Genomic DNA, 16,778 nt, shown 5'->3' with positions numbered 1-16,778 from the left:
CGATGACGCCGGGAACAATTGACGGTCCCGCCGCTTTCGGTGCTTCTGCCACAGGCGCCGGTGGCGCTTTGCTGAACACCGGGTTTTCAGGTTTGACGTTGGATACGGCAGAAATGGTGTTCTGCGGCTGTACCTGTGGTTGTACCTGCACTTCCGGCGGCGGAATAAATGGTGGCGGTGGGGCCAGCAGTTTCGGCGGCGGTGGTGGTGGCGTATCTGGTGGTGGTGGCGGTGGCGGCACTTCTTCGACAATTTTTGTCTCTAAAGGCTTTTGCACGATTTCGATGAGCTTGGTGCCCAAGCCATTGAGCAGTGCATACACCAGCACTACGTGAAACGCTATGACCAGCCCTATGCCCAGGAACTTCTTGCCCGGCTCTTGCTGGCGATCTGAAAAATCCATTAATACTCCTCCAACCCCACAAGGTCTACTATTGACTCACGTCAAAACGATTCAAACAAAAACAATTATAAATACGGCTATGCGGTCAGGAATGTCCTACGCAGAACGCACCGGTTTTTCTTAAGCAAAATAGAGGCCAGAATTTCAATCGGTTATTCAGCTTCAACTACCGCAGCAAAGAACAACCAATTCTGCAAACGCACTCACATTTAATCCAAGCAGATTACTGCAATCATCTGAGTACATCTGAGCGTCGGTTGTTCAAAACATTACACATTTACACGAATCAATTTATCAGACTGCGAAGTAAAAAAACCAACTTCGTGTAAATATTTTTATCCAAAGTAACTTGATGTAAATAAACTTATATTCTACAGAAAAATATGTAAATTTATCCGCCAAATTTTTCCGAAGGCGCATAAAACCATTTCTCGCCATCAACTGTCAATACCTAGCAAATAGTATTCCACTGAAAAACAACAGCATTTATTTTGCCAAAAAAAGAAAAATAAAGGAAATGCATTAATTTGTGCCTTGCAGCATAAAATTAGTGCAAGGCCTTCTCTATGAAAAACTTTCACAAAATTATTTGCTAACGAATACTCACAACTGAATAAAATTTACTTTCAATAGAAATATCGGCTGAAATCCCACAAAAGTTGCGCCAGTTTTTCTTGTTTTTTTAATGCACGACAGCAAAAATTTTTTATCATCTATCACTTAAACAGTGATCATTGCCTATAAATGCGCAAAATCGCACCATTTAAGTGCAAGTAAAAGCAATAAAAATTTTCTTGCGATCTCCTTATTTCAGGAAACTTAAGATAAGGTTACGGCGCACTGCGAATAAATTCCTCCACCTTTTTATCAGATAACCAAATAACTGCATCAGGTGGCCGGAATCAGTGCCACTGAGGCTGGACACATCTGGAAGTTGGAGACATCGCTATATGAATTTTAAGTTCGCAAAAAACAAATCTGCCGGGTTCATGCATCTGCACGAATGCAAACGGATGTGTGCCATCGGTAGTTTTCTCCTTCTCGCTCTGTGCTGCGGAACCAGTACCGCAACTTCGCCCAACAAAGACGCGGGTTTTGCCGATCCGACAAAAGTATTAAGAACGATCTTCCCAGTTGCTGAAACTGGGTTCGATCCCGCCGCAACGCGCGACTTATATTCAAATACGATTAACGAGGTTGTCTTTGAGCGCTTATTCAGCTACGACTATCTCGCCAGCCCTGCCAAAGTCGTACCGGAGACCGCTGCAGAGTTACCAGAAGTCTCTGAGGATGGAAAAAACTACACGATACGCCTCAAGAAAGGCATCTACTTCACCCCGGATGACGCGTTCAAAGGAAAAAAACGCGAATTGACGGTGGAAGATTATGTTTACTCTTTCAAGCGCTTGATGGATCCGAAAATTGCATCCAGCCACCGCTGGCTGCTGGAAGATAAGATTATTGGTCTGGACGCTTATGCCGCCAAAGCAAAAAAAACCGGAAAATTTGACTATGACGTCAAAATTCCGGGACTGGAAGTCGTTGACAAGTACACTCTGCGTATACATCTGAGCCGCCCTGATTTCAATTTACCGATGATTTTGTCGTATGCCGCGATGTCGGCAGTCGCACGGGAAGTCGTCGAAAAATATCAGGACTTACAAGGTCTGGCGATGGCGAATCCAGTTGGTACCGGCCCTTATAAGTTAACAGAGTGGGTACGCGGTTCAAAAATGGTACTGGAAGCAAATCCAGACTATCGTCCCGTCTATTGGGACTATGCCGCCAGCGCGGATCCTGCGGACCAGCAAATTGTTCAGGCGATGAAAGGCAAGCGCATGCCGCAAATCGGCAAAGTCATCGTCAATGTCATCCTCGAAGATCAGTCCCGCTTGCTGGCGTTTCAGAAAGATGAGGTCGATTTATTTCAGCTCTACGGCGGACTCGCCCCGCAAGTCATGAGAAATGGCAAGCTGAAACCGGAATTCGAAAAAAAGGGCGTGCAACTCTCCCGCATTATCGACCCTGAGCTGACGATTTATTACTGGAATATGCAGGATCCGGTCTGGGGTGGCCTGAGTAAAGAAAAGATTGCCCTGCGCCGCGCCGTCGCCATGGCACATAAAGTCGAGGATGAAATCCGGATTGTCGATAACGGCGAAGCGGTTCCTCTTGAATTTCCTATTCCCCCGAGCGTGGTTGGGCACGACCCGAAATACCGCAGCAGCATTCAATATAACCCGGCAGCAGCAAATACCCTGCTCGACAAATTTGGCTACAAAAAGGGAAAAGACGGTTACCGTACCCTGCCAGATGGTCAGCCGCTGGAAATCACCTATACAGCACAAACCGAATCACGCGGCAAATTGCAGGCAGAAGTCTGGAAAAAAACTTACGACAGCCTGGGCATCCGCATGAAAGTGGATTTCCGCCCCTTTGCTGAAATTCTGAAAGCAGAAAAGCAATGCCAACTCACACAACGTATTTCGCCGTGGATTGCCGATTATCCTGATGGCGATAATTTTATGCAGTTGTTTTACAGCAAGAATATTCACATGAATAACAATGGTTGCGTGACGATTCCCGAATACGACAAGCTGTATGAAGCATCGCAAAAATTACCGGCAGGTGAAGAGCGTGACGCGCTGTATCACAAGATGGCGCGGGTAATGGAAGTTTATTCGGCACAGAGAGTCGGCTATGCACGTTACCGAAATATGCTCTCGCAGGCGCGGGTCATAGGCTATAAAAAGCATCCTGTAATGCATGTCGAATGGACCTACATCGACATCGATAAAAACAAATAATGCACCATCCTCCTCCGTTTCTCCGGGACATCTTATGACCGCTTATATCCTGCGCCGTTTATGGCAAATGGCACCTACCATGCTGGGTGTGATTCTGCTGGTATTTTTCCTGTTTAACTGGGTCGGTGGCGACCCGGCCTACCTGCTGGCAGGCAAAATGTCGAACGTCGAACAGATCGCGAATATCCGCACCCAACTCGGCATAGACCAGCCTTACTATGTTCAGCTTTGGATTTTCATCAAACAAATTCTGACCTTTAATTTCGGCAATAGCTGGAGTACCGGCGAAGCGGTGTCGTCAATTATTGGCAGCCGCCTCGGGCCATCATTGACGGTGCTGATTCCACTGACGATCTTAGAAACAGTCATCGCGATTGCGCTCGCGCTGGCGATTGCATTTAAACGCGGCTCACTGACTGACCGCACTGTCATGATTGCATGCACAGTTGGTATGTCCATCAGCATACTGGTGTACATCATCGTCGGTCAGTACTACTTCGCATATCAGTTAAGTCTGTTTCCGGTACAAGGTTGGGGCAACAGTTTTGGCGAAAATTTATTCAAATATTCTGCCCTGCCAATTCTTATTGCACTGGCCGTCGGTGTCGCACCGAATCTGCGTTTATTCCGCAGCTTTGTTCTCGACGAAGTGAATCAGGATTATGTACGCACAGCACGCGCCAAGGGCGTGCCTGAACGGCGCGTGAAATGGGTGCATGTGCTGCGGAATGCCTCGATTCCCATCATCACCCATGTGATGTCGAACTTGCCTGCCCTGCTGATAGGCGCGTTTTTGATCGAACGCTTCTTCTCGATTCCCGGTATCGGCCGCGAAGTGATACTGGCAGTCGAACGCAGCGACTTCCCCGTCATCAAAGCGATTACCGTTTATGTCGCCGCAGCCACCATGATATTTAACCTGTTGACTGATCTGCTGTACCAGGCGGTTGATCCACGCGTGCAGTTGAAATAAGGATCGCACATCATGACTATGCAACCACACACTTCAACGGGATTATGGACGCTCGCATGGCGTCGCTTGCGTGCCGATAAAATTGCCATGGTTTCTCTGGCGATCGTCACGGCATTTCTGCTGATGCTCGTTCTGTCTGCCAGCGGCATAATTGCCGCCGACTGGGAACAGGAAAGCGGCATCAGCTATGCGCCACCGCATTTTATCGGCGCTGATACAGCAACAGAAAAAGCAGATACAGCTCATACAGCATCGGCAACGCAAGCAAGTCCCGCAGAAAATCCGCTCGATCCTTTGAAAGATGTCTTACGCGATTTACGTCAGAAAACTTCCGGGCAAACAGAGCCGCTGGATTTTTATGGGATTAATGATCCGCTGGCAAAAGAGATGGCCGACATCAATGCCGCGCTGGCAAAGTCAGGCAAAGCCGTTGTTGCTGAGCGGGCGAATACACTGCCATTTGGTGCCGACAAATGGGGACACGACATCATCAAGAAAACGATTAAAGGTGCTGAAACCTCGATAGTAGTGGGGCTGGTTGCCGCCGTATTAGCAACGTTGCTGGGCACTTTATTCGGCGCATTTGCCGGTTATTTCGGCGGACGCACTGACGACTTCTTTAACTGGTTTTACAGCATCTTTACCTCGATTCCTTACCTGTTGCTGGTGCTGTCCGTCGCAGCAGTTTTGCAGCAAAAAGGCGTCTCCACCATCATCCTGATTCTGGCCTTCACCGGCTGGACTGGCCCTTTCCGCCTGATGCGGGCGGAATACATGAAGCACAAAGCGCGCGAATACGTGTGGGCTGCCGATGCCATCGGCGCGACGCATTTCCGCAAAATGTTCATTCATATCTTCCCTAACGTCAGCCACGTTGCGCTGGTACAGGTATCGATACTGGTGGTCGGCTTCATCAAATCAGAAGTAATACTGAGCTTCCTCGGCTTCGGCGTTCCTGTCGGCACTGTGTCGTGGGGCAGCATGCTGAATGAAGCGCAGAATGAACTGATCCTTGGTAAATGGTGGCAACTGGTGGCGGCGACCACCGCGATGGCGGTGCTGGTGACGGCATTTTCCATGTTCACCGATGCCCTGCGCGATGCGCTTGATCCTAAGCTGAAATAAGGAAACACGATGACTCACTCTACTTCACCATTGCTTCAGGTCGAGAATCTACGCGTTTCTTTTCGCATCAATAAAAAAGACAGCGTGGAAACCGTCAAAGGCGTGTCTTTCACGATTCCGCATAACTCCACGGTAGCACTGGTCGGCGAATCGGGCAGCGGCAAATCGGTCAGTTCGCTGGCCGTGATGGGCTTGCTACCACAGGATACGTCCAACATTGCTTCTGACAGCAAAATTCTGTTTGAAGGCCGCAGCCTGCTCGAACTCAGCACAGAACAACGGCGCGAGCTGTGCGGCAAAGATATCTCCATGATTTTCCAGGAGCCGATGACCTCCCTGAATCCGGTCTTCACCGTCGGCTTTCAGATCGCCGAAGTCCTGCGCCTGCACATGGGCATGAATGCAAAGCAGGCACGTGCCAGAGCAATTGCGCTGCTGGAAGAAGTCGGCATTCCAGACCCACAATCGAAAGTCGATGCGTATCCCAGCCAGATGTCCGGCGGTCAGCAGCAACGGGTGATGATCGCGATGGCGATTGCCTGTGAACCTAAATTACTGATCGCCGATGAACCAACCACCGCGCTGGATGTGACAATACAAAAGCAAATCATCGATCTGATCGATGCGCTGCGGGTGAAACACAAAATGTCGGTACTGTTTATTACGCACGATCTGGCTTTGGTCGGTGAAATTGCTGATCATGTCATCGTCATGCAGCATGGTGTCATCCGCGAGACCGGCACGGTACAACAGATATTCGAACAGCCGAAAGACACCTACACGCAAGCGCTGCTGCATTGCCGCCCTTCGCTCGATACCCGCCCGTGGCGCTTACCGGTTATCGCCGATTTCATCCATCATCAGGGCGCCTTGCCTGCGCAGAACGAGCGGCAACGTGGCATTGATGGCACGGAAGATATCGTGCTGGAAGTTAACAACCTGGGGAAAAGTTTTTATACCCGTGACGGCTTTTTCGGCAAAAAAGAATTCAAAGCCGTCGAGAATGTTTCGTTCAAACTCGCCCGCGGTAAAACTCTGGGCGTGGTCGGCGAATCCGGTTCAGGTAAAACCACCGTGGGTTTAACGCTGATGCGCCTGCACCAGGCCACCAGCGGACAAGCCATCTTTGATGGCAAAGATATTCTGTCGATGTCGGACAAAGCGTTTTTACCGTACAAGCGCCGGATTCAGATCATTTTCCAGAATCCTTACGCATCGCTCAATCCGCGCTTTACGATTGGCCAGATCCTGATGGAGCCAATGCTGATACATCAGATCGGTGCGAACAACAATGAAAGAGTGGCGATGGCAATGCAGTTACTCGACAAGGTCGGCTTGCCTGCTGCTGCCTTTCATCGTTATCCGCATGAATTTTCCGGCGGCCAGCGTCAGCGGATTGCGATTGCGCGCTGTCTGACGATGAAACCGGAAGTGCTGATCTGCGATGAATCGGTATCGGCGCTGGATGTCTCGGTGCAGGCGCAGGTATTAAATCTGCTGCAGGATTTGCAGGAAGAATTCGGCCTATCCTATATCTTCATCTCGCACGATCTGGCGGTCGTGAAATACATCGCCGATCAGGTCATGGTGATGAACAAAGGCAAGGTGGTGGAACTGGCGAATTCGGATGAGCTTTATCTGCATCCGCAACAAGCTTATACGCAGACTCTCTTGAAAGCGATCCCGCGCGGGCTGCAGGCAGCGCATGTTACCAGCGGCATCTGAGCGGACAAATGGAGTAACGACACCTGACAAATCCGGCCCTGCCCTCTGTAAATTATCTTTTTTGGGGAGTATGTTTAAAAACAGCTGAATAGTCTGAATAAACATTGGGCATTAAAAATATACTGGGGGGAGTATATTTAGAGTAAAAACACCAGTTAATCACGCTTATTGTTCTGCGTATATCAGATGTGAGAAACGAAATCGGGTTATACGTGTTAGGCGAAGTTAAGCCAGTCTTTTGCAATAAAGGAACATGGATACGGGATGTTATGATCGCAATCAGAAACAAAGGCCGCCCGCTGGCGCAGCGTTAATACATACGGGCTTGCTCTTACCCCCGACTGATCATCAACCTGCAATCATTTGATTGAAAGTTAGTATTTGCCCGATTTGCGCGAAGCATCTACAATTCCGACCTGTTGTTGCCGCCCCGCTATCCGGAAAGCAACGAAAACCGGCTTAATAAGAAGCTGGCGTAAGTAATCAGTAAAGGAAAATTTTTAAAAACCTGCTTCATCGAAAAACAGGTTTTTAAAAATGACCGAAAACCACATCGTAATATTGATGCGGCCTTTCAAGGCATTTCAGGCTATCAGCCGCATCCGCATTACGACAATACCTGGAGTCAACATGGCATTTCTGCAAGGCAAAAAAATTCTGATCACCGGCTTACTGTCGAATCGTTCTATCGCTTACGGCATCGCGCAGGCATGCAAACGCGAAGGCGCTGAACTCGCATTTACTTATGTCGGCGATCGTTTTAAAGACAGAATTACCGAATTCGCGGCAGAATTTGACAGCAAACTGATTTTCGATTGCGACGTCTCCAGCGACGAACAAATCGATGCCACCTTCAAAGATCTGGCACAGCACTGGGATCGTCTTGACGGTCTGGTTCATGCAATCGGCTTTGCCCCGCGCGAAGCAATTGCAGGTGAATTCCTCGACGGTTTTTCACGCGAAGCTTTCCGCATTGCGCATGACATCTCTGCCTACAGTTTCCCAGCGATGGCAAAAGCGGCACTGCCTCTGTTGCGCGAAGATTCTGCGTTGCTGACACTGTCTTACCTCGGCGCTATTCGTGCGATTCCGCATTACAACACCATGGGTCTGGCCAAAGCGTCACTGGAAGCCTCAGTACGTTACCTCGCAGAAGACCTCGGCAAAAAAGGCATACGCGTCAATGGTATTTCTGCTGGCCCGATCAAAACCCTGGCCGCCTCTGGCATCAAAGACTTCGGTAAGCTGCTGGGCTTCGTGGCTGACCATGCGCCACTGCGCCGCAATGTGACAATTGAAGATGTCGGCAATACCGCAGCATTCCTGTTGTCGAATCTGGCCAACGGCATCACTGGCGAAATCACTTATGTGGATGGTGGCTTCTCACACGTGATGGGTCTGAATGCTGATTCTTATAACCATTAATCAGCGCCATATACTGGCATTTAGTCAGCAGGTTTGCTGACAATTAAAAAGGTGCACTGGCTGCACCTTTTTTTACGCCTACGCATCACCCTTTTTTTATCTTCAGCCGCATAGTCACACCCAATTAATTTCAACAAGAATTTCGTGATCGTTTTGCAATCGATTACACTTAAACAAAATTAACGCAGCACCACTCTTCGTTATACGCCACGAATTCATTATCACCATGCGCGCCGTCTTTCAGCCTCCCAAAAAACTGACTCTGTTACTGACCGGCCTGATGATTTTTCTGACCAGCCTGATCGGCAGCCATCATGCACAGGCGCAGAACGATGCTTGTCATCCTGCATGGCCAGCCTGGTCGAATTTTAAACAAACATTTATCACTGCCGATGGTCGCGTCATCGATCACAGCGGCAGCATTAAACCGACTGTTTCCGAAGCCCAGGCGTACGCGCTGTTCTTCGCTCTGATCGCCAACGACAGGGAAAGTTTTGACACACTTTTACGTTGGACAGAAAATAATCTCGCCTACGGTGACCTGACTGCCCACCTGCCCGCTTGGCAATGGGGCAAACGTGCCGATGACAGCTGGGGCATCATTGACAAAAACGCAGCATCCGACGCCGACTTGTGGATCGCGTACACGCTAGGCCTGGCTGGTGATGCCTGGAATGAAAAACGCTATACGGCGCTCTCAAAATTACTGGCGCAACGCGTACTCAATGAAGAAACGGCAGACATCCCCAAGTTGGGTTTGACGCTATTACCAGCGCCGGCAGGGTTTGCGTTGGCAGACAAGTCCTGGAAGCTCAATGCCAGCTACCTGCCTATACAACTCTTACGCTGGTTTGACAGTAGCGACAAAGATCCGCGCTGGAAGCAACTGCTGGCGTCATCCCTGCAGATCATTCTCGGCTCTTCACCGAAAGGCTATGCCGCAGACTGGATATTGTTCCATCCCGATACAGGCTTCACCCCTGATATCAACGGTGCTGAAAAAGGCGATGGCGGCTACAACGCCATCCGGGTGTATTTGTGGGCTGGAATGCTGAACGAGCACGATCCTGATCGCACCACCTTGATCAAAACCTTGTCACCAATGGCAAAACTGACGGAGATGAAAGGCTATCCGCCGGAATTTATCAACATCATGAGCGGCGAAGTGAAAAGCCCCGGATCATCCGGATTTTCTGCCGCGCTGATACCCTTCCTGCAAGCGAGCAAGGCAAGTAAAGCACTGCAACAGCAGGAATTGCGGTTGGAAGCACAAGCCATCAAAACCGATGCCTATTACGATCAGGTGCTGTCCTTATTTGCCCTTGGCTGGCACGAAAAACGCTATGCATTTTCTGCAAAAGGAAAGGCAGAAATGGCTTGGCAGAAGACGTGTAAAAAGATCAGATAAGCCACCTATCCGTGTTGAAATGCGCGACTAAAAAAGAAGCCTGCCGTTGTAATTGTTAAAAACTGGTGCTAATTTTCGTGAAATCATGTATCATTTCGTTTTTGCACTGCAATAAAAAGCAGTAAAGAAAACTGTAGCATCGCAAGCCTATGCATCTCCGTACCGGAGTTAGCATGTAAAAGCCCTCCCGCCCTGCATGTCTGGTTACACCAAAGACATCATCCTGGCGCAAAGCTTTTGTGCCGAAATCTCATTGTCGTCCGTTGTTGGATTCTCTGTGTTTATTTCGTTTGGTTGGCGCTGCATTTTTGCGCGCGTTAGTTTCTGATCGCGCTAAATTTTTACGAAAGTATTCCATGAGTTTTGAAGCACTAGGCCTCCACGCCAACCTGATCCGCGCCCTGACAGATTCCGGCTACACCAAGCCAACACCAGTACAGGAACAAGCAGTTCCGGCAGCGATCAATGGGCGTGACCTGATGGTCTCTTCCCAGACCGGCTCCGGCAAAACCGCGGCATTCATGCTGCCAGCCTTGCATAAATTGATTTCCGCTGATGTCGTTACTTACGACAATAGCAAAACACCAAATCAGGAACGTCAATCTGCCCGCTCACGCGGCGACCGTCCTCGTTTCGTCGCAGCAAAACCAAAAATGTTGGTACTGACACCAACCCGCGAACTCGCATTACAAGTGACGACAGCAACTGACAAATACAGCGCGTATTCACGCCGTATTAAAGCGGTATCGATTCTGGGTGGCATGCCTTACCCAAAACAGATGCAGTTGTTGTCGCGCAATCCTGAAATTTTGGTCGCAACGCCAGGTCGTCTGATCGACCATATGGATTCCGGCAAGATCGATTTCTCTGAATTGCAAATGCTGGTACTCGATGAAGCAGATCGCATGTTGGACATGGGCTTCATCGATGACATCGAAAAAATCGTTGCCGCGACACCAGCCACACGTCAAACCATGTTGTTCTCTGCAACGCTCGATGGCGTTGTCGGTAATATGGCGAAACGCATCACGACAGACCCGATGGTGATTCAGATTGCAGGCTCTGCCAGCAAGCATGAAAACATCCAGCAAAAAGTTCACTTCGTGGATGATCTGTCCCATAAAAATCGTATGCTCGACCATTTGCTGCGTGACGAATCCATGGATCAGGCGGTGGTATTTACTGCAACTAAACGTGATGCAGATACGATTGCAGATCGTCTGAATATCGCTGGCTTTGCGGCTGCCGCACTGCATGGCGACATGCATCAGGGTGCGCGTAACCGCACGCTTGACGGTTTGCGTCGTGGTCAGATCCGCGTATTGGTTGCAACTGATGTTGCTGCCCGCGGTATCGACGTACCAGGCATCACCCACGTATTCAATTACGATTTACCTAAATTCCCTGAAGATTACGTGCACCGCATTGGTCGTACTGGTCGCGCAGGTCGTAAAGGTCTGGCAGTATCACTGGTTAATCACGCTGAAGGCATGCATGTCAAACGCATCGAGCGCTTCACCAAGCAATTGATCCCTGTTGATATCATCGAAGGTTTTGAGCCTAAGAAAACAGCATCTGCACCACGCTCTGCTGCGCGCAAACCAGGTGGTTGGAAACCTGGTGACAACCGCAAATCAGGTGGTGGTGGCTTTAGCAACAGCAAACCAGGTCAACGCTCATTCAGCAAACCAGCTGGTGCAGGCACTGGTGCTGCACCACGCAAAGAAGGCAGCGGCGGCTATAAAGGCAATCGCTCCAGCGAAGGCAGTGCACGTCGTTCATTTGGCGACTATTAATCGCCTGCTGGCGCGAAGCTGAAAACGGGTAGCGCAGCCTCATACTGCTGCATCGCACGTCGATATAGCGTTTGCCAGATAAGCAATATCACAAAAAAGCGATCACTACGGTGGTCGCTTTTTTTATACTGAGTTCCCCGGCGTATAATCATCGGCTTGATGAACGCACTCTCCTGATGATCTATGACCACCAACATTGAACCTGCTGTTCGCCTGACATCGTTTTCCCATGGTGGCGGTTGCGGCTGCAAAATCGCTCCCGGCGTGCTTGCTGAAATTCTCAAAAAATCCCATGGTTTTCCGGTACCGCCCGCTTTAATGGTCGGCATAGAGACCGCCGATGATGCGGCTGTCTATAAACTGAATGACGAGCAAGCGCTGATCGCCACTACCGATTTTTTTATGCCCATCGTCGATGATCCGTTTGATTTCGGGCGCATCGCCGCGACCAATGCCATTTCCGATGTCTATGCCATGGGCGGCACACCTATCATGGCGCTGGCACTGGTAGGTATGCCGATCAATCAACTACCACTTGATGTGATCGGAAAAATCATTCAGGGTGGAGAATCCATTTGCGCCGAGGCAGGCATCCCAATTGCTGGTGGTCATACGATAGATTCAGTTGAGCCGATTTATGGTCTGGTCGTCATGGGACTGGTACACCCGTCGAAAGTGAAACGCAATGCGGATGCCAAAGCCGGTGACAAACTCATTTTAGGCAAACCCCTTGGCGTCGGCATCTTGTCTGCCGCACTGAAAAAGCAAGCACTAGATGAGGCTGGTTATGCCAGCATGATCAGCAGCACGACCAAGCTGAATCGCCCTGGGCAACAGCTATCCCTGCTCGCCGGCGTGCACGCGATGACCGATGTCACCGGTTTTGGCCTGCTCGGACATTTATTAGAAGTCTGCCGCGGCGCCAATGTCACCGCCAGACTCAGCATGCAAGACATCCCTCTGCTGGACAAAGTAGAGCAGCTCGCAACAGCAGGTTTTATCACCGGCGCGTCTGCCAGAAACTGGGCAGCCTATGGGAGTGAGGTCAGACTGCATGCCGGTATCAGCGCTGCACAACAGGCATTACTGACCGACCCACAGACATCCGGTGGATTATTAGTCTCCTGTGAAGCGTCAGCAACAGACGCTGTTTTAGCTCTTTTCCGTGAAGGCGGTTTCTTTGAAGCAGCCGTCATTGGTGATATTGTTGCAGGTTCCCCTGCAGTTGAAGTTAACCCCTGATTTTTTTGAATAGCCCGAAAATATGAATCAATTAGAACAACTGAAGCAATACACGACTGTCGTTGCCGATACCGGCGATTTTCAGGCAATCAAAGCCTACACACCGCGCGATGCCACTACTAATCCATCGCTGATTCTGAAGGCTGTTCAAAAAGCGGAATATAAACACTTGCTGGAAAAAGCAGTGAAAGATACTGCGGGCAAATCCATCGACGAGACGATCGATCACTTGCTGATCGCTTTCGGTCTGCAAATTCTGAACGAAATTCCCGGTCGCGTTTCAACTGAAACCGATGCCCGCCTCTCGTTTGACACTGAAGCAACCGTCGCTAAAGGCCGCCAGTTAATCGCGATGTATGAAGCCGCCGGTGTATCACGTGAACGCGTACTGATTAAAATTGCCTCGACTTGGGAAGGCATCCGTGCCGCAGAAATACTCGAGAAAGAAGGCATCCGTTGCAATATGACCCTGCTGTTCTCACTGGCGCAGGCGATTGCTTGTGCAGAAGCAGGCGCGCAACTGATTTCACCGTTTGTCGGGCGTATCTACGACTGGTACAAAGCAAAAACCGGTCAGGAAATTTTTGGCGCCGATGATCCGGGCGTGTTATCCGTCAAAAAAATCTACACCTACTATCGCAAATTTGGCTACAAAACCGAAGTCATGGGCGCCAGCTTCCGCAACACCTCGCAGATTCTCGAACTGGCGGGTTGCGACTTACTGACAATCAGCCCGGATTTGCTGCAAAAGCTGGCTGACACCAACTCGGTCATCACACAAAAACTGAGCGCAGAAGTGGCAGCCTCTTCTGATCTGGAAAAAATCAGCATGAATGAAAAAATATTCCGCTTCCAACTAAACGAAGATGCGATGGCAACCGAAAAACTCGCGGAAGGCATACGTGCATTCTGCGCAGATACGGTAAAGCTGGAACAAATGATTGCAGCACTACGCTAAAAATACACCGGTTGTTCTCGCCTAATTGCACGCAGATTGCTGCTAATTATTGATCTGTAGCACGGCAACAAAACCATTGCAGGGATAGAATTTTCTATCCCTGTTTTTATATCGATATCTGTATGAAAAAAGTCATTGATCTGGCGAGCTGGAACCGGCACGAACACTTTGCGTTCTTTTCTCAATGCGACGAACCATTTCACGGCATCGTCGCCAATATAGACTGTGACGCCGCCTATCAACATTGCAAGCAAACAAAAACGTCTTTCTTTCTGTTTTATCTGCACCGCGTTTTACAGGCAATTAACGACACCGAAGCAATGCGTTATCGCATTGAAGAAGGCCTGGTTGTTGAGTATGCGCGGATACACGCGAATGCCACCATCAGCCGTACCGATCATACCTTCGGCTTCTGCCCGATACAGTTTCACGAGGATTTTTCCGTGTTTTCAACAGACGCGGGTAGTGCGATGGAGAAAGTAAAAAATGGCACGGGTTTGTGCTTTACCGATGAATGCAAACGCAATGACGCAATTCATTTTTCTGCGATGCCGTGGATTAATTTTACAGGTATCACACATGCACGCCGCCATGACGGCATGGATAGCGTACCGAAAATATCAGCAGGAAGATGTCATCTGCAAAATGGGAAGATGCAATTACCTGTCGCCAGCTTTGTTCATCACGGACTGGTTGATGCTTATCACATCCATCAATTTCTGAGCCAGCTGCAACAGGGCATGAACGAACTACCAGAAGCATAATTCAGGCAGGCTCCACAGAGTGTATTCCATGCGAGCTGGCAAGGCATAAGCCCGCACCAGTGTCAACACTGCACATCAAAAAAAGGGAATGACTTGAACGCGAGATACCCTCAAGCGCCGCCCGACAAGACCAGATCTACCCCACGATTTGCTAACTGATCAGCGCGTTCATTGCCGGGGTGGCCGGTATGTCCACGTACCCAGCGCCATTCAATCTGATGCGTCAGCTGTGCCGCATCAAGTTCCTGCCAGAGATCGACATTCTTGACCGGGGCCTTGGATGCCGTTTTCCAGCCTTTGGCTTTCCAACCTGTAATCCACTCTGTGATTCCCTTCAACACATACTGACTATCCGTATGCAAAACGATATGACATGGGCGCTTCAGTGCACCCAGCGCACGGATCACCGCCATCAGCTCCATACGGTTATTGGTGGTTTCCCGTTCGCCGCCGAATAACTCTTTTTCTTTCGTTCCTGCGACCAACAAGGCACCCCAACCACCGACACCGGGATTGCCCTTACAAGCACCATCTGTATAAATTTCTATCTTATCCATATTTATTTTTTTGCTTTATTTGCGACCGGAATAGCAGCACCATGCACAACGCGCTTTTGCTTCAATGCAGGCCCTATCATACGCATACCGCGTATCCGTTTAATTGCCTGCATAACGTAGACGGAACCGAAATACGGCCACCATCGCTGTCCGGCTTTTTCCATGAATTGAAAACGATGCAGCCATTTTTCAGAACGACAAGACGGCGCGTAACAACCAAAATGCACCTGCCCGATTTCCATATTCAATAATTTCAACCAGTCTTTTAAACGTGCGGGACTGATGAACTCACCTTTATGCGGCAGATAATAGTTTTTATTCAGCCGCCCTACAAATTGCCGCGCCCCCCACAAACTGGTCTGATTAAATCCTGTTACGATCAGTCTGCCTTCGGGAATCAATACCCGTTCTACTTCGCGCAACATCTGATGCGGCTCCGTCGCAAATTCCAGCACATGCGGCAGCACGATCAGATCGATGCTCTGCGTTTCAAATGGCAATTCAGAGAAATCATGCGTCACCACGACCCGACTCGCATTTTCTGCTGTCAAATTCGTCAAATCTGAATTTGAACACCATCGATGCGGCATGCGGCTCGCTGCCAGCGCGTTAATCTGCGGCAAGCCGATCTGTAATGCATTAAAACCAAAGATATCGACCGTGATCTTTGCCAGCAAGGCTTCTTCCCAGTCGCGAATATACCGTCCCGCAGGTAACTCCAGCCAGGTATCGAGGTCTATAATGTTCTTTTCCACAGCTTCCATCGGTGTCTATGACGAATTCCCTGAGTATATTGACTGTGCCCGCTTTTGACGACAATTATCTGTGGGTCATCCACGACGGCAAACATGCGGCGGTCGTAGATCCCGGAGATGCAGTTCCTATTTTAAAGACACTTGAAGCACATCAACTGACGCTGTCGGCGATTTTACTGACACATCATCATAGTGACCATATCGGCGCTGTTCCGGCGTTATTGCAGCACTTTAACGTGCCAGTGTATGGCCCTGCAAATGACGGCATTCAAGCGGTCAGTCATCGTTTAGCAGAAGGCGACCTCGTTCATATCCCTGAAATGAATTTGGCACTGCAAGTGATCGCAGTGCCGGGACACACTCTGGGCCACATCGCCTATTTTGCGTCTGTGCAGCATTGGTTATTTTCCGGCGATACACTGTTCGCCGGTGGTTGCGGGCGCGTGTTTGAAGGAACGCCAGCACAAATGCTGTCTTCACTCGATAAGCTGGCTGCCCTGCCCGATGATACGGCGGTCTATTGCGCACATGAATACACGCTGTCAAATTTGCGCTTTGCCAAAGAGGTCGAGCCAGATAACCCAGCCATCGCAGAACGCTTACTCCGCGAACAACGTAAAAGAGACGAAGGCATACCGACCGTGCCAGGACAAATAGGACTGGAAAAGCGCAGCAATCCGTTTTTACGCAGCCGGGAACCTGCTGTTATCGCTCGCTTGCTGAGTGCAGGAAAAATATCCGCACGAGCAGATGCGCAAGATGAGGCGTCCACTTTTGCCGCATTGCGCGAGTGGAAAAACAATTACCGATAATATCCGTAAGCCGCGCCCGGTAGTCAGC

General features: G+C 49.7%; 13 protein-coding genes and 1 pseudogene. 11 read left to right on the top strand and 3 right to left on the bottom strand.

Annotated features, from left to right (window positions below):
* Positions 1 to 403: pseudogene (locus tag KDM87_RS13430) on the bottom strand (energy transducer TonB); the annotation flags it as partial.
* A 950-nt stretch (positions 404 to 1,353) separates the two neighbouring features.
* Here KDM87_RS13430 and KDM87_RS13425 point away from each other — a divergent pair.
* From KDM87_RS13425 to KDM87_RS13380, 10 genes are all read left to right on the top strand, one after another.
* Positions 1,354 to 3,210, top strand: coding sequence for an ABC transporter substrate-binding protein (locus tag KDM87_RS13425; RefSeq protein ID WP_230407768.1), 1,857 nt, complete (start codon positions 1,354 to 1,356; stop codon positions 3,208 to 3,210).
* A 34-nt stretch (positions 3,211 to 3,244) separates the two neighbouring features.
* A complete protein-coding gene (locus tag KDM87_RS13420) occupies positions 3,245 to 4,183 on the top strand; it encodes an ABC transporter permease (protein WP_212679535.1) in 939 nt (312 codons plus the stop codon).
* 12 nt (positions 4,184 to 4,195) lie between these two features.
* Positions 4,196 to 5,308, top strand: a complete 1,113-nt coding sequence (locus KDM87_RS13415; protein WP_212679534.1) for an ABC transporter permease — start codon at positions 4,196 to 4,198, stop codon at positions 5,306 to 5,308.
* A gap of 9 nt (positions 5,309 to 5,317) precedes the next feature.
* Positions 5,318 to 7,033, top strand: coding sequence for an ABC transporter ATP-binding protein (locus KDM87_RS13410; RefSeq protein ID WP_212679533.1), 1,716 nt, complete (start codon positions 5,318 to 5,320; stop codon positions 7,031 to 7,033).
* Between the two features lie 630 nt (positions 7,034 to 7,663).
* Positions 7,664 to 8,458 (top strand): enoyl-ACP reductase FabI, encoded by a 795-nt coding sequence (fabI, locus tag KDM87_RS13405; protein ID WP_186898057.1) that lies wholly within the window; start codon positions 7,664 to 7,666, stop codon positions 8,456 to 8,458.
* 226 nt (positions 8,459 to 8,684) lie between these two features.
* A complete protein-coding gene (gene bcsZ, locus KDM87_RS13400) occupies positions 8,685 to 9,866 on the top strand; it encodes a cellulose synthase complex periplasmic endoglucanase BcsZ (protein WP_230407767.1) in 1,182 nt (393 codons plus the stop codon).
* A gap of 356 nt (positions 9,867 to 10,222) precedes the next feature.
* The gene (locus KDM87_RS13395; RefSeq protein WP_212679532.1) at positions 10,223 to 11,662 is read left to right on the top strand and encodes a DEAD/DEAH box helicase; all 1,440 of its coding nucleotides are present in this window, start codon (positions 10,223 to 10,225) and stop codon (positions 11,660 to 11,662) included.
* Between the two features lie 183 nt (positions 11,663 to 11,845).
* Positions 11,846 to 12,904, top strand: a complete 1,059-nt coding sequence (gene selD / locus KDM87_RS13390; RefSeq protein WP_212679531.1) for a selenide, water dikinase SelD — start codon at positions 11,846 to 11,848, stop codon at positions 12,902 to 12,904.
* 22 nt (positions 12,905 to 12,926) lie between these two features.
* Entirely contained in the window at positions 12,927 to 13,862 is a 936-nt protein-coding gene (gene tal, locus KDM87_RS13385; RefSeq protein ID WP_212679530.1) for a transaldolase, read from the top strand.
* A gap of 122 nt (positions 13,863 to 13,984) precedes the next feature.
* Positions 13,985 to 14,626 carry a CatA-like O-acetyltransferase gene (locus tag KDM87_RS13380; protein ID WP_212679529.1) on the top strand — a complete coding sequence of 214 codons (642 nt, stop codon included), beginning with the start codon at positions 13,985 to 13,987 and terminating at the stop codon, positions 14,624 to 14,626.
* 110 nt (positions 14,627 to 14,736) lie between these two features.
* On the opposite strand, the gene rnhA is transcribed toward KDM87_RS13380, so the two are convergent.
* Positions 14,737 to 15,183: a ribonuclease HI gene (gene rnhA, locus KDM87_RS13375; RefSeq protein ID WP_186885265.1), complete on the bottom strand. Its 447-nt coding sequence runs from the start codon at positions 15,181 to 15,183 to the stop codon at positions 14,737 to 14,739.
* A gap of 2 nt (positions 15,184 to 15,185) precedes the next feature.
* On the bottom strand, positions 15,186 to 15,947 hold the full coding sequence (locus KDM87_RS13370; protein ID WP_212679528.1) for a class I SAM-dependent methyltransferase: 762 nt from the start codon (positions 15,945 to 15,947) through the stop codon (positions 15,186 to 15,188).
* An 8-nt stretch (positions 15,948 to 15,955) separates the two neighbouring features.
* Here KDM87_RS13370 and gloB point away from each other — a divergent pair, with 8 nt between their 5' ends.
* On the top strand, positions 15,956 to 16,750 hold the full coding sequence (gloB, locus tag KDM87_RS13365) for a hydroxyacylglutathione hydrolase (protein ID WP_212679527.1): 795 nt from the start codon (positions 15,956 to 15,958) through the stop codon (positions 16,748 to 16,750).
* Positions 16,751 to 16,778 lie beyond the last annotated feature (28 nt).

Source organism: Cognatundibacterium rivi (assembly GCF_018139565.1).
GTDB classification, from domain to species: domain Bacteria; phylum Pseudomonadota; class Gammaproteobacteria; order Burkholderiales; family Burkholderiaceae_D; genus Undibacterium; species Undibacterium rivi.
Note: the sequence above shows the minus strand (reverse complement) of the source record. Positions and strands in the feature narration are given on the sequence as shown.